General features: G+C 36.2%; 14 protein-coding genes. 12 read left to right on the top strand and 2 right to left on the bottom strand.

Going from position 1 to position 14,880, the window contains the following annotated elements:
• Positions 1-7: 7 nt before the first annotated feature.
• The 7 genes from KM149_RS10065 (at position 8) to KM149_RS10035 (ending at position 7,480) form a co-directional block, all read left to right on the top strand.
• On the top strand, positions 8-1,447 hold the full coding sequence (locus KM149_RS10065; protein WP_182280487.1) for a tetratricopeptide repeat protein: 1,440 nt from the start codon (positions 8-10) through the stop codon (positions 1,445-1,447).
• A 63-nt stretch (positions 1,448-1,510) separates the two neighbouring features.
• On the top strand, positions 1,511-2,449 hold the full coding sequence (gene trxB, locus KM149_RS10060) for a thioredoxin-disulfide reductase (RefSeq protein WP_050345948.1): 939 nt from the start codon (positions 1,511-1,513) through the stop codon (positions 2,447-2,449).
• 389 nt (positions 2,450-2,838) lie between these two features.
• Positions 2,839-3,747, top strand: a complete 909-nt coding sequence (rapZ, locus tag KM149_RS10055) for an RNase adapter RapZ (protein WP_016424531.1) — start codon at positions 2,839-2,841, stop codon at positions 3,745-3,747.
• A gap of 1 nt (position 3,748) precedes the next feature.
• Positions 3,749-4,744: a gluconeogenesis factor YvcK family protein gene (locus KM149_RS10050; protein WP_050331588.1), complete on the top strand. Its 996-nt coding sequence runs from the start codon at positions 3,749-3,751 to the stop codon at positions 4,742-4,744.
• 46 nt (positions 4,745-4,790) lie between these two features.
• Positions 4,791-5,735, top strand: coding sequence for a DNA-binding protein WhiA (gene whiA / locus KM149_RS10045; RefSeq protein WP_050331587.1), 945 nt, complete (start codon positions 4,791-4,793; stop codon positions 5,733-5,735).
• Between the two features lie 513 nt (positions 5,736-6,248).
• Entirely contained in the window at positions 6,249-6,830 is a 582-nt protein-coding gene (gene clpP, locus KM149_RS10040) for an ATP-dependent Clp endopeptidase proteolytic subunit ClpP (protein WP_016424534.1), read from the top strand.
• A 161-nt stretch (positions 6,831-6,991) separates the two neighbouring features.
• Positions 6,992-7,480 carry a GNAT family N-acetyltransferase gene (locus KM149_RS10035; RefSeq protein ID WP_241415366.1) on the top strand — a complete coding sequence of 163 codons (489 nt, stop codon included), beginning with the start codon at positions 6,992-6,994 and terminating at the stop codon, positions 7,478-7,480.
• Positions 7,481-7,629: 149 nt separating this feature from the next.
• Here KM149_RS10035 and KM149_RS10030 read toward each other — a convergent pair whose 3' ends face one another.
• Positions 7,630-8,532 (bottom strand): TIGR01777 family oxidoreductase, encoded by a 903-nt coding sequence (locus tag KM149_RS10030; protein WP_241415365.1) that lies wholly within the window; start codon positions 8,530-8,532, stop codon positions 7,630-7,632.
• Positions 8,533-9,196: 664 nt separating this feature from the next.
• On the opposite strand from KM149_RS10030, the gene KM149_RS10025 reads away from it, so the two are divergent.
• Positions 9,197-9,874 carry a prolipoprotein diacylglyceryl transferase gene (locus tag KM149_RS10025; RefSeq protein WP_182280490.1) on the top strand — a complete coding sequence of 226 codons (678 nt, stop codon included), beginning with the start codon at positions 9,197-9,199 and terminating at the stop codon, positions 9,872-9,874.
• Between the two features lie 234 nt (positions 9,875-10,108).
• Here KM149_RS10025 and KM149_RS10020 read toward each other — a convergent pair whose 3' ends face one another.
• The gene (locus KM149_RS10020; RefSeq protein ID WP_214972080.1) at positions 10,109-10,330 is read right to left on the bottom strand and encodes a hypothetical protein; all 222 of its coding nucleotides are present in this window, start codon (positions 10,328-10,330) and stop codon (positions 10,109-10,111) included.
• Between the two features lie 311 nt (positions 10,331-10,641).
• Here KM149_RS10020 and KM149_RS10015 point away from each other — a divergent pair, with 311 nt between their 5' ends.
• From KM149_RS10015 to tpiA, 4 genes are all read left to right on the top strand, one after another.
• Entirely contained in the window at positions 10,642-11,655 is a 1,014-nt protein-coding gene (locus tag KM149_RS10015; protein WP_372448659.1) for a sugar-binding transcriptional regulator, read from the top strand.
• Positions 11,656-11,732: 77 nt separating this feature from the next.
• Positions 11,733-12,740, top strand: coding sequence for a type I glyceraldehyde-3-phosphate dehydrogenase (gene gap / locus KM149_RS10010; RefSeq protein WP_050331583.1), 1,008 nt, complete (start codon positions 11,733-11,735; stop codon positions 12,738-12,740).
• A 132-nt stretch (positions 12,741-12,872) separates the two neighbouring features.
• Complete coding sequence (locus tag KM149_RS10005; RefSeq protein ID WP_050345940.1) at positions 12,873-14,063, top strand: phosphoglycerate kinase; 1,191 nt, start codon at positions 12,873-12,875, stop codon at positions 14,061-14,063.
• A 54-nt stretch (positions 14,064-14,117) separates the two neighbouring features.
• Positions 14,118-14,879 carry a triose-phosphate isomerase gene (gene tpiA, locus KM149_RS10000; RefSeq protein ID WP_241415364.1) on the top strand — a complete coding sequence of 254 codons (762 nt, stop codon included), beginning with the start codon at positions 14,118-14,120 and terminating at the stop codon, positions 14,877-14,879.
• The last annotated feature ends 1 nt before the right edge of the window (position 14,880 follow it).

Raw genomic sequence — 14,880 nt, 5'->3', positions numbered from 1 at the left:
GGTGGCAATGATGACACAAAAGAATAATATTATACAGTTGTGGTCTGATGTTTCTGTTTATGAACGTTTGGCACAACAGAAAATGCAACAGCAAGATTATGTAAAAGCACAGCGCTATTTAGAAAAAGTGTTAGAATTGTCACCTGATCATTTTGAGGCGAAGCAACAACTTGCAACTTGCTTAATCAAATTAAATGCACCAAGCAAGGCAGAAGCTATTTATTACGAAGAAATCAGTAAAGGCTCTGAACTCGAAGCCTCTTATTATGAACTTAGTCAATTAAATATTGATTTAAATGAACCCAATAAAGCCTATTTATTTGGTTTGAGCTATGCGTTTATTGCGGAAGATGAAGACTACCGCGAAGAACTTGAGAGTATGTTTGAAGTTTCATTTAGTGGCGAAAATGAGCTTGAATTAGAAAGCCAATTGTTTGTAACACAAGTTATTTTTCAATATTTGTTTGGACAAGGGCGCTTGTTAGATGCAAGAGCGTACATATTACGTCAAGATGAAGTGATTCAAGAAAATCGCCTCATTCGAAATTTACTTGCCATGTGCTATCTCTATCTAAACGAGAACACGATTGCAAAAGAAATGTTTGAACGGCTTTTGAAAGAAGACGCTTCAGATGTCCATGCTTTATGTCACTATACTTTATTGTTGTACAATATGAATGAACAAACACTGTTTAATCACTATCTCAAACTACTCAATAAAGTCGTTCCAATTAACGATGAAGAATCTTTTAAATTGGGGATCGTTTTAAGCTATTTAAAGCAATATCAAGCATCGCAATATTTACTCTTACCGCTCCACCGAAGAGGAAAATTTCAAACTTTCCAGCTTTTTCATGCACTTTCATATAATTATTATTACCTGGGTCATATTGAACAAAGTGAATATTTTTGGCAAGCATTGACACAATTTCTTAAAGCGAATCCTGGTTTTCCCCCTTGGGTCGTGGATGAAAGTAGACAGTACTTTAACTGTCATATTGAACCGCTATTGACCAGTGAGGATCAGCATGAACGTCTTTATGGGCTCTTTTTATTGAATCAATTAAATGGTAAAGAGGTTTTAATGACGAAAGATGTATGGGATATACTAGAAACATTAGGAGATTATGAGAAACTCTATCTTTCCTATTTAATACAAAACTTACAGCTCACAAAGTTACACTTTATACACAAAGGAATGGAAAAGCTTTATCATCTACCTAAAACTAAAGGTGATGACGCATTATTTTTAAGTTGGATCAATTATGCAGATAGCTTATCGGTGGAAAGGATAAATGTTGATGAAGTAAATGCATATGTTGCGGCAGTTACCTATTTGTATTTTAATGCTGGCGTACAATCATTACATCGACAAGAGGTCATTGAACTATTTGACGTGTGTCCAGAAACGTTTGAAATTGCGCTCAATTGGTTGTTGAGCATATAAGTTTGAGTCTCGTATTTAAATGTTGTAAAATTCTTATGATGAAATTAAGAGGAGGAACGAATCATGTCAGAACAAGTAAGATATGATGTTGCAATCATCGGTGCAGGCCCAGCAGGTATGACAGCTGCGGTATATGCTTCACGTGCGAATTTAAAAACAGTTATGATTGAACGCGGTGTGCCAGGTGGACAAATGGCGAACACTGAAGAAGTTGAAAATTTCCCAGGTTTTGAAATGATTTCAGGACCGGATTTATCAAATAAAATGTTCGATCACTCTAAAAAGTTTGGTGCCGAATACAAATATGGTGACATTAAAGGTATCGAAGATAAAGGCGATTACAAAGTTATCGATCTTGGCACAAGCGAAATTGAGGCAACTGCTGTGATTATTGCAACAGGTGCGGAATACAAAAAAATTGGTGTACCTGGAGAAGAACAACTCGGTGGCCGTGGTGTAAGTTACTGTGCTGTATGTGACGGTGCCTTCTTTAAAAATAAAAATGTATACGTTGTAGGTGGAGGAGACTCTGCTGTTGAAGAAGGAACGTATCTAACAAAATTTGCAGATAAAGTTACTATTGTTCACCGTAGAGATCAATTAAGAGCACAAAAAATCTTACAAGATCGTGCTTTCAAAAACGAAAAAATTGATTTTATTTGGAATCATACACTTAAATCAGTTAACGAAAAAGATGGTAAAGTAGGTTCATTGACGTTAGTTTCAACAGTTGATGGCACTGAACAAACAGTGGATGCAGATGGCTTATTTGTCTATATCGGCATGAAACCTCTTACACAACCGTTTGAAAATTTAGGCATTACAAATGAAGCGGGCTATATTGTAGCAAATCCAGACATGAGCACAGCTGTTAAAGGGATTTATGTAGCTGGAGATGTTCGTGAAAAAGGATTGCGTCAAATCGTAACAGCAACAAGTGATGGTAGTATCGCAGCAGAAAGTGTTCAAGCGTATATCGAAAGCTTGCATGATGAAGCTTAATCACGATTTTAAGTAATCGTTTTTAAGATTGGAGTTAATCTGTTCGAATGCGCTATATTTTGCCTGTTCATATATTAAATAAACGTATTAATTGCGACACCCTATAAAGGTGGGACAAAGGAATCTAACGTAACAACGAGTTTCCACGTCCCACTCTTTTTATTTATCATTGTTTTTTATGCTCGTGAAAACAGCATACTTTATTATGACAAGATGATTGAAAAATGAGTGCTAGCCGAGTTGTTAAAGTATATTCGGTACAGGTTGCCATTGTTACATCATCGTCAATACATACGGTTATGAAAAGTGTTAAATTTTAGCTTTCTGTCTATGACTTTGAAGGATTTTCATGTACACTAAAAGAGAATCTTAAGGGATGGTGGTCAACAATGCAACATGAAGAAAACAATGAAATCGTTAAAAGTGAATTACTCGTCATTACAGGGCTTTCGGGCGCTGGAAAATCTGTCGTTATTCAAAGTTTAGAAGATTTAGGCTATTTTTGTGTCGATAATCTTCCGCCTATTTTATTGCCTAAGTTTGTAGAATTAATGGAACAAGGGAACCCTTCGTTACAAAAAGTAGCTATTGGCATCGACTTAAGAGGACGAGAATTTTTTAAATACTTAGTGCGTGAAATAGATGCTGTGCAAAGTAGAAAAAATGTAATCGTAGATGTACTGTTTGTAGATGCTGAAACGGAAAAATTAATTTCTCGTTATAAGGAAACACGTCGTAAGCATCCACTTCAAGAGCAGGGCGATTTAACTCTAGTTGCAGCGATTAATGAAGAGCGTAATTTACTTGCCGAAGTGAGAAGTTTGGCCAATTATACTTTAGATACTACAAAGTTAACACCGAAAGCATTAAGAAAAAGAGTTTATGAAAATTTTAATAAAGAGAATAAATCAACGTTTACAATCAATGTGACAAGCTTCGGTTTCAAGCATGGTATTCAAATAGATGCAGATTTGGTTTTTGATGTGCGCTTCTTACCGAACCCTTTTTATGTAGAGGAACTCCGTCCGTTGACAGGTATGGACGAAGAAGTATATAAATACGTGATGAAATGGAAAGAGACGAATACATTTTATGAAAAATTATTGGATCTCTTATTATTCATGATTCCAGGATATAAAAAAGAAGGGAAATCACAACTTGTCATTGCAATTGGTTGTACAGGAGGACAACACCGTTCTGTCGCATTAGCACAACGATTAGCTGAGGAACTTAAGCAGACGTATGATTATAACATATATGTTCATCATCGTGATGCACATATAGAAAGTGGCGAATAAAATGAAACAACTCAAATTAGTGCTGATTGGTGGAGGGACAGGCTTATCTGTTTTGGCAAGGGGTCTCAAATCCTTCCCAATAGATATTACAGCGATTGTAACAGTCGCAGATGACGGTGGAAGTACAGGGAAAATTAGAAGTGAGATGGATATACCAGCACCGGGTGATGTAAGGAACGTGCTGGTTGCCTTAAGCGATGTCGAGCCGTTGTTAGAACAGCTGTTCCAATATCGATTCGAAAAAGATATCATTAGCGGCCATTCTGTTGGTAACTTATTGATTGCCGCATTAACAAATATTACGAATGATTTTGGACATGCGGTAAAAGAGCTCAGTAAAATCTTGAATATCAAAGGTCGCGTTATACCGTCTACAAATTCCAGCGTGGCGCTTAACGCAGAGATGGAAGATGGAGAAATTGTAACAGGGGAATCTAATATTCCTCAAAAACATAAAAAAATTAAACGTGTCTTTTTAGAGCCGGCTGATGTGAAACCGATGGATGAAGCTGTTGCAGCACTAAGAGAAGCGGACTTAATCGTTTTAGGGCCTGGTTCTCTTTATACGAGTGTGATTTCTAACCTTTGTGTCAATGGTATTTCCAAAGCCATTGTCGAAAGTGATGCTAAAAAATTATATGTTTCAAACATAATGACCCAACCTGGAGAGACCGATGAATATACAGTCACAGATCATATTCGTGCAATTCATCAACAATTGGGTGCGAATGTTATTGATTTTGTAATTGCGAATCAATTGCCATTCTCACAAGAAATACTTCAAAAGTATGAAGATAAAGGCGCTAAGCCTGTATATTGTGATGAAGAGCTATTAAAGGAACAAGGTGTTCAACTTGTAACAGGGGAGCATCTCGCTGAAATTACAGAGCACGAATATGTGAGACATCGAACAGAAATATTGGCAGAGATGATTTATGAAATTGCATTACAAGAAATTAGTACAATTCAATTTGACCCTGATCAATTCAAATCATAACTTTAGCCATATTGATTCTTGATAAATAGAAAGGAAACGATTCATTATGAGCTTTGCATCAGAAATGAAAAATGAGCTGACAAGGATTGAAGTTGATAAAGATAACGCTAAGGCAGAGCTCAGTGCTTTAATTCGTATGAACGGGGCCTTAAGCCTATCACATCAACAGTTTGTCATTAATATTCAAACTGAAAATGCCACAACTGCAAGACGTATCTATACACTAATAAAACTTGTTTTTCAGGTTGAAGTCGAAATATTAGTACGTAAAAAGATGAAATTAAAGAAAAATAACATTTATATATGCCGAATAAAAATGAAAGCAAAAGAGATTTTAGACGAGTTAGGAATACTTAAAAATGGAATGTTTAGCCATGATATCGATGCAACTATGGTTAAAGATAATGAAATGAGAAGAAGTTATTTACGTGGTGCATTTCTCGCAGGAGGTTCAGTAAATAACCCAGAAACTTCATCATACCATCTAGAAATATTTTCTCTATATGAGGGTCACTCTGAAGGGCTCACGCAATTGATGAATACTTACGAGCTCAATGCGAAAAGTTTGGAGCGTAAAAAAGGTTGGATCACTTATCTTAAAGAAGCGGAACGTATAGCAGAATTTTTAAGTTTAATCGGTGGTTATCAAGCATTGCTTAAATTTGAAGACGTAAGAATAGTCAGAGACATGCGTAACTCTGTAAATCGACTGGTGAATTGTGAGACAGCGAATTTAAATAAAACGGTCAGTGCGGCGATGAAGCAGGTTGAAAGTATTCAACTGATAGATGAAGAAATCGGGATAGATAATTTGCCTGATCGACTGAGAGAAGTGGCAAAATTAAGAATTGAACATCAAGATGTTTCATTGAAAGAATTAGGTGAAATGGTAAGTACTGGAACTATTTCGAAATCAGGCATCAATCATCGTTTAAGAAAATTAAACGAAATGGCGGATAAAATCAGAAGCGGAGAACGATTTGAAGTGTAAAAAGTAGGTGTTTAGCCGGTGAGGACAGCCTGTTTTTTATATCATATTTCAATGCTATTTGATAGTGCATTTTGTAAAGTATGCGCTATATCGGCTTAGACATCCATTCTTAAAATAGCGCTCAGAGTTTTTTACTAAAAAATAATCTGATCGCTTTCTTTTTATGAGAAAAATTCGTAAGATATGACATCGTTTTAAATACCTGAAGTTCAATATGATATGGGATATAGTTAACGAGTATAGCAAAAAGAACCCCGTCGTTATGGGATTCTTGATTTTAAAAAGTAAGATAGCCCCCTCGAGAGGAATCGAACCTCTATTGTAAGAACCGGAATCTTAAGTGTTATCCATTACACTACGAGGGGTAAATTGAAACGTACACTCATCATTTTACCTTCATGCATTGTAGGGGTCAACTCCTAAAATAGTGAAAGTTAAAAGCGTAATTTTTGACCATGTTTGACTTTTAGGTTAGAATAAAATCAAATCAAAGAAATTAGGAGGAAATAATCTATGAATTTAATTCCTACAGTAATTGAAACGACAAATCGCGGGGAACGTGCATATGACATTTATTCACGTTTATTAAAAGACCGTATTATTATGTTAGGGTCTGCTATTGACGATAATGTAGCAAACTCAATCGTATCACAGCTTTTATTTTTACAAGCACAAGATGCAGAAAAAGATATTTACCTCTATATCAACTCTCCTGGTGGTAGTGTAACAGCTGGATTTGCGATTTATGACACAATCCAGCACATTAAACCAGATGTACAAACAATTTGTATTGGTATGGCTGCTTCAATGGGTTCATTCCTACTTGCAGCAGGAGCTAAAGGTAAGCGATATGCATTACCTAATGCTGAAGTGATGATTCACCAACCACTTGGTGGTGCTCAAGGTCAAGCAACTGAAATCGAAATTGCTGCTAACCATATTTTAAAAACACGTGCAAAATTAAATAAGATCTTAGCTGAACGTACAGGTCAAGATATTGAAAAAATCGAGAAAGACACAGATCGTGACAACTTCTTAACTGCTGAAGAAGCTAAAGCTTATGGCTTAATTGATGAAGTAATGCAACCAGAATAGAAAAGAAGTTTCTGTCATTTATAAGATGATGAACCTATCTCATCTTACTATGTAATGAGTGGAGCAATGAAATCTGAAAGCGTATTTTAGATTTATGCTCCACTCTTTTTTATGATAAAACAAACGGACTTTATTTAAATGAGGGGAAAGGGGTAACAGACGTGATAAGACAGGCACAAGTGAATGATCTGACTCAAATTCAAGAAATATATAATCATGCGATTAAGTATACGACCGCTGTCTATACTTATGAAACAGTAACATTAGAAGAACGTGAAAAATGGTTTCATACGAAGCAACAATTACAACAACCTGTCTTTGTATACGAAGGGAATGGGGAGGTGTTGGGATTTGCTACATATGGTCAATTTAGAAATTGGCCCGCTTACCAATTTACGATTGAACATTCTTTATATGTCAGTCCTAATGCGAGAAGACAAGGCATTGCTTCCCAATTATTAGAGAACATAATTCAAGATGCCCGCGAAAAACAGGTTCAAACGATGGTGGCAGGTATTGATGACCAAAACATACAAAGTAAACTGTTACATGAAAAATTTGGATTTCGACATATGGGAACATTAGAGAAAGTTGGATATAAATTTGATCAGTGGCTTGATCTTGCATTTTATCAGATACAGTTAAAATAAAGTATCTTTATGTGGCATGATTTAATTGGCGATATCATTAAAAATCAGAATTGATATGTATGGTGTTTCAACTTGTCAATTCTGATTTATCATATATCTCGAAATGATATCATCGAAGCACTTTTAGCATTCGACACTGGTCGGTTCACTTAATGGTTATAGATGTCTTTAAGTGCAAGTGAAAGCGTTGGATAATTAAATGTAAAGTGGAGATGATTGAGTTTTTGAGGGACGATAAATTGTGTATCAAGTACCAATGTTGACATTTTCCCTAGAATTAATCGCATAAGCGTAGCTGACACCCATGTGTAGTGAGGGCGATGCAACGTTTTTCCAAGTATTTTCCCAAACTGTTGTTGTGTTTCTGGCCCAGGTGCAGCAAGATTGTATACTCCAGAAGCCGTCTTATGATCAATCAAGAATAGAATTGCGCGTTTTAAATCTTCAAGATGAATCCATGAATACCATTGATGACCACTACCGATACGTCCTCCTACAAAGAAGCGATACGGTTTTTCTATCATAGGTAGAGCACCACCCTTTTGAGAGAGGATGAGGCCAAATCGACCTAAGATCACACGAGTACCTAGTGATTCAAATAGTGAAGCCTGCTTTTCCCATTGATAAACGATTTCGGATAAAAGATCATGTGGTGTCGTACGAAAGTCTTCCGTATACGTCGCAGTTTGAGAAGGTGGATAATATCCCATCGCACTTGCGTTGAAAAGCACACTCGGCTTTTGCTTGCGTGTTTTAAATAAGTCATATAATGCGCGCGTAGACTGTATTCGACTTGTCATCATAAGTTGTTGATGCGACTTTGTCCATCTTTTATTTAACGTCGCGCCTGCTAAATTAATAACGATATCAATGTCGGGGACTTTTTGTTCCCAACCCGTTTGATTCCAATTAATATATTGAATATGTGAAGATTTTGAACTTCGATCGCTACGTGTCAGAATATAAATCATTGAATCAGGTCGTTGTGAAATGTCTTCAACTAGCGCTGTTCCAACCATACCTGTGCCACCAGTTATTAAATAATTCGTCACTTAAACCACTCCTTTTGATTCGTTCATATTATTGTCATAGAACAGACATTAACTTTTCACTTTAAATGCATTAAAGTGTGTTTATTAATTCACAAAGTGCGTTATAATAGAAATACCTTCGATAATTAATACATCTCTTAATTAAATTCAGTATACCCCATAATATATACGACGAAGGTAATTTTTGACTCCCTTTAGTTGAGGCCTGAATGATGCAGCATTCAGACCTCTTTTTATTATCTTCGTTTAGGTTCAGATGATTAATGGTGTAATAGTTAATCATTTCCTCATTATGATTATTTTTAAACTTCAACTTGAATGGTATCAGCAGATTGCGCATGAAAGGTTTTTAGATTCAATAACAATTTGGACTTAATATGCTTTAATTCGTTTCAATAGTAATAAATCATAGTTTTGGGTAGTACTGTTTCATAAAAGATGAGTGATATGGATTATGGTTTTGATATTGGTGATTTCGATAATTGGTGCCTTGTCGTTTTGAGTGATATGATTTATATTGAATGTTATTAATTTAAAAGTCACATAGTCGTTAACTTTCTAATATTGTATAATTGTAATATCACAATACAGACAAGACGTAAGTTTAAAAATAAATATAGCTTAAACTAAATAGATTGAGATCTTAATAAAGAGAGGGAAAAACATGTCAGCACCAAAAAGAAGTGGACAAGGACCAAAATATGCTGAAAACGGGAAAAAGAAAAAACGAGGTTTAGCGATTATCAGTATTATTGTTGTATTGTTATTGCTAGCTGGATTAGTGTTTGCAATCTTCTCATTCGTCGATCAATCACACCGAAGTAGTGAGCGATTAAAAGAGAAGTCTATTGAGGAACAAAAAGAAAAGCGAGATGCTGAAATTAAAAAAGAAAAAGAAAAAAAAGCGCAAGAAAAGAGAGAAAAAGAAAAAAGTATTGAAAAAGAACAAGCTGAGCAAGAAAGATCTTTAGAAGCAGCGCGTCAACAATCCATTGAAGCGGAACGTCAAGCACAGTTACAAAACCAACGTAATCAGCAGCAAAAACCTAAATCAACTGAGCCGAAAACGGAAAAACCAAAGAAAGAAGAGCCGAAGACCGAGGAGCCTAAAAAAGAACCGAAGACGAGTGAAAAACCAGATACTTCAGAACCAAAATCGTCGGGCCCGAAGACAAATGAACCATCTTCAAACGAGCCAAAAACGCCGCCATCTTCAGCACAGGAACCTAAAAAGGAACCTTCAACACAGCAACCTAATGGTCATTCTCAACAACAACCTCAACAAACTCAGAACCAAAGCCAAAATCAAAAACCGTCAGAAGATAAAAGTAATCAACATTAAAATGGCTTAATCAATATACATTGATGCCTAGAGTAAACGAAAGACGGAAGATTTTGTACCGTATCGTGTTGTGCAGTTATTGTATGAATAAAATAAAGAAAAGCATAGTCAACTTAACGCACAAAGCGTGTGGCTATGCTTTTTGTTTTGCAACTTTATCATTTCTATTTGCTTTATATGGATATTGGTTAGAAGTACCAAAAGCGTAGTTCGTCTCATTTCTTCTTTTTCATATTAAAAAAGGAAATTGAGTAATAATGTTAAAAGTATTGATAAAAAAATGGAAAATAAGCAACCTGGTAAGCAGCCTACAGGTGTACACCCATAGTAGCGCGTATAGGTATAATTTCCACCTTCATATCTATTTTTGTTTGAAGCGTGTTGTATATCTTCGGGGCGACGATAGCGAGGATCTGAAGGATCGATGACCTCAGGCTGTTCGGAATCTCTTGTCATAGTATCACCTCTTTATGTAAATATATGAAATAACTTATCGTGTTGCAATAAAATTGATAAGGATGTTTAAGAATGGTGAAATGTGTTATAAATGGAATGAAAGTCATAGGAAATTGTTGTTGGTCGTTATTTGTCCAACGTTTTATGAAATTGGGATGGTTTATGACTTGCATTTTATATAGTTCAGTAGTATGATGGATTTGTAAACAACAAGATATATTTTTTTACAGTGCTTGGGACTATAAATGTCAAAGCGTGGCTCAAAGTTGACCATCTAATTGACTATTAAGGGGGCATTCACCTTGGAACGTATGATTCAAGTGCAACAAAAAATTGTGCCTGACTTGATAGACAAAATGTATCGAAGGTTCTCTATTTTAGCAACGATTCAGAAATATCAACCTGTAGGACGACGAACTTTGAGTGAGATGTTGAATTTGACAGAACGTGTCTTACGTTCAGAAACAGACTTGCTTAAACATCAAGAGTTAATTTCTGTCAAGCCAACAGGTATGACGTTAACGGTAGAAGGTAAGGATGTAGTCACACAGTTGAATGCTTATTTCAATCATTATTCTGATTATCATCGCCTTGCTCAAACGATTAAGGGTCAATTCGATATCAATGAAGTTCATGTCATTCCGGGGAACAGCGATACAGATTCTGCTGTAAAAGTAGAACTTGGTCGAATTGCTGGGCAACTGCTTGAAAAACAATTGTACGATCGTGCAATTGTTTCAGTGACGGGTGGTTCAACAATGGCATCAGTTAGTGATGCGATGTCTAAACTTCCCTTTCATGTTTTGTTCGTTCCAGCACGCGGTGGCTTAGGTCAGAATGTTGTTTTTCAAGCCAACACAATTTGTTCTAGAATGGCACAGAGAACTGGGGGCGACTACACAACACTATACGTCCCTGAGCAAGTGAGTGAGTTGACTTATCAAAATTTGATGCAAGAGCCTTCTGTTATCCAGACATTGGATAAAATTAGAGAATCTCAATTCACTATTCACGGTATCGGTGATGCGCTGAAAATGGCGAGACGAAGACAATCGCCATTAGAAGTCATCGAAAAGCTTCAACATCATCATGCTGTCGGTGAATCGTTAGGATATTATTTTGATCAACAAGGTAACATCATTCACAAGGTTAAAACGATTGGGATTCAGTTAGAAGAAGCCCAATCAAAAGCACACATTTTTGCTGTAGCGGGTGGCGCATCGAAAGGCCTTGCAATTAAGGCATACCTTAAAATCGCTTCTCCTAATACCGTTTTAATCACGGATGAAGCTGCGGCTAAAGTTATTACGAGTGAAACAATTTAGCAATAATAAAAAGTGCGTGATTTATTTAATTTTGAATTGATCCACTTTTTAAATATCATTTAAAGGAGGCCATTAACATGGCAGTAAAAGTAGCAATTAACGGATTTGGTAGAATAGGTCGTTTAGCATTTAGAAGAATTCAAGATGTAGAAAACATTGAGGTAGTAGCTGTAAACGATTTAACAGACGACGATATGCTTGCACATTTATTGAAATATGACACAATGCAAGGTCGTTTTACTGAAGAAGTAGAAGTAATTGATGGTGGTTTCCGTGTGAATGGTAAAGAAGTGAAATCATTCTCTGAACCAGAACCTGCTAAATTACCTTGGGGTGACCTTGGTGTAGACGTAGTATTAGAATGTACTGGTTTCTTCACAGATAAAGAAAAAGCTGAAGCACACATTCAAGCAGGCGCTAAAAAAGTATTAATCTCAGCACCAGCTAAAGGTGATCTTAAAACAATCGTATATAACGTTAACCACGAAACATTAGACGGTTCTGAAACAGTTGTTTCAGGTGCATCATGTACAACAAACTCATTAGCACCTGTTGCAAAAACTTTACACGACGAATTCGGTATTGTTGAAGGTTTAATGACTACAATTCACGCATATACTGGTGACCAAAATACACAAGACGCACCTCACAGAAAAGGTGACAAACGTCGTGCACGTGCTGCTGCTGAAAATATCATCCCTAACTCTACAGGTGCAGCGAAAGCAATCGGTTTAGTTATTCCAGAAATCGCTGGTAAATTAGATGGTGGTGCACAACGTGTTCCAGTTGCAACTGGTTCATTAACAGAATTAACAGTTGTTTTAGATAAAGAAGTAACAGTTGAAGAAGTAAACAAAGTAATGAAAGCAGCAACTAACGAATCATTCGGTTACACTGAAGACGAAATCGTTTCTTCAGACGTTGTAGGTATGACTTACGGTGCATTATTCGATGCAACTCAAACTCGTGTAATGACTGTTGGTGACCGTCAATTAGTTAAAGTTGCTTCTTGGTATGACAACGAAATGTCATATACTGCTCAACTTGTTCGTACTTTAGAACATTTAGCAAGCCACGCTAAATAAAATAGATTAAAATAGGATTGTAAGTACGGCTATATGTGCTTCGAACTATTTTGTAGCTTGTAGTAAGCGGAGGAGCACAAACGCTTCTCCGCTTATTTTAAAATTCATGACTTTTTATGAGGAGGATTCTCGATGGCAAAAAAGGATGTAACAGATGTTGAGTTAAAAGGTAAAGTTGTACTTGTGCGTGCAGATTTCAATGTTCCAATGAAAGACGGCGAAATTACCAACGATAACCGTATTGTTCAGGCATTACCGACATTAAAATATATCATTGAACAAGGTGGGAAAATTGTTGTTTTCTCACATTTAGGTAAAGTCAAAGAAGAAAGTGATAAAGAGAAACTCTCATTAGCGCCGGTTGCGAAACGTTTATCAGAAAAACTAAACAAAGAGGTTCAATTTATTCCAGAAACACGTGGAGAAAAATTAGAATCTGCCATTAAAGCCTTAAACGAAGGCGAAGTTTTAATGTTTGAAAACACACGCTTTGAAGATGTAGATGGTAAAAAAGAATCTAAAAATGATCCTGAACTTGGTAAATATTGGGCATCTTTAGGTGACATTTTCGTAAACGACGCTTTCGGTACAGCACACCGTGAGCATGCTTCTAACGTAGGAATCTCAACACACCTTGAGGCTGTTGCAGGTTTCTTAATGGAAAAAGAAATCAAATTCATTGGTGGCGTTGTTGAAAATCCTGAAAAACCTGTTGTTGCAATATTAGGTGGCGCTAAAGTATCTGATAAAATCGGCGTCATTGAAAACTTATTAAAAATAGCAGATAAAGTGTTAATCGGTGGCGGAATGGCCTACACTTTCTTAAAAGCACAAGGTAAAGAAATCGGTCTTTCATTACTTGAAGCAGACAAAATTGATTTTGCCAAAGATTTATTAGACCGTGCAGGTGACCAAATTGTATTACCAATTGACGGTAAAGTGGCAAAAGAATTTTCTAACGATGCACAAATTACAACTGTATCTATCGATGAAATCCCTACTGATCAAGAAGCAATGGACATTGGACCAAAAACTGTTGAGTTATTCAAAAAACAACTTGCAGGTGCACATACAGTTGTATGGAACGGCCCAATGGGTGTTTTTGAATTTAGCAACTTTGCTAAAGGTACAATTGGTGTATGTGAAGCTATTGCAGAACTTAAAGATGCAACAACAATAATTGGTGGTGGCGATTCAGCTGCTGCAGCAATGCAACTTGGTTTTGAAGAAGACTTTACACACATTTCAACTGGTGGCGGTGCGTCATTAGAATATTTAGAAGGTAAAGAACTACCAGGTATTAAAGCAATTGCGAATAAATAATTTTAAAGCGTGAATATAGAAAGCAAACTAAGAATTAAGAGGGAGTGTTCTGAAGTGAGAAAACCTATTATCGCTGGAAACTGGAAGATGAATAAAACGGTGCAGGAAGCTAAAAATTTTGTAAAAGAACTACCAGCATTACCAGATACAAATGAAGTTGAGTCAGTGATTTGTGCACCAACAATTCAATTAGATGCATTAATTTCTTTAACAAAAGAAAATGTTGCACCGGGTCTTAAAATTGGTGCACAAAATACTTATTTTGAAGAAAATGGTGCTTTCACAGGTGAAACTTCTCCTGTTGCTTTAGAAGATCTAGGCGTGAGCTATGTCGTTATTGGTCACTCTGAACGACGTGAGTTATTCCATGAAACAGATGAAGATGTAAATAAAAAAGTACATGCTGTATTTAATCACAACATGACACCTATTATTTGTGTAGGTGAAACAGACGAAGAACGTGAAAACGGCAAAGCAAATGAAGTTGTAGAAGCACAAGTAGAAAAAGCTTTAAAAGGTTTATCAGATGAGCAAATTAAAGATGTAGTCATTGCATATGAACCAATTTGGGCAATTGGTACAGGTAAATCGTCTACTGCTAAAGATGCGAATGAAATGTGTGCAGCTGTTCGTCAAACAATTGCAAAATTAACAAGTGATGAAGTTGCACAATCAGCACGTATTCAATATGGCGGTAGTGTAAAACCAAATAACATTAAAGAATATATGTCTGAATCAGATATCGACGGTGCACTTGTAGGTGGCGCATCATTGAAAGTTGATGACTATGTTCAATTGTTAGAAGGTGCGAAATAAT

The sequence above is a fragment of the Staphylococcus coagulans genome (assembly GCF_022557135.1).
Lineage (GTDB): Bacteria > Bacillota > Bacilli > Staphylococcales > Staphylococcaceae > Staphylococcus > Staphylococcus coagulans.
Note: the sequence above shows the minus strand (reverse complement) of the source record. Positions and strands in the feature narration are given on the sequence as shown.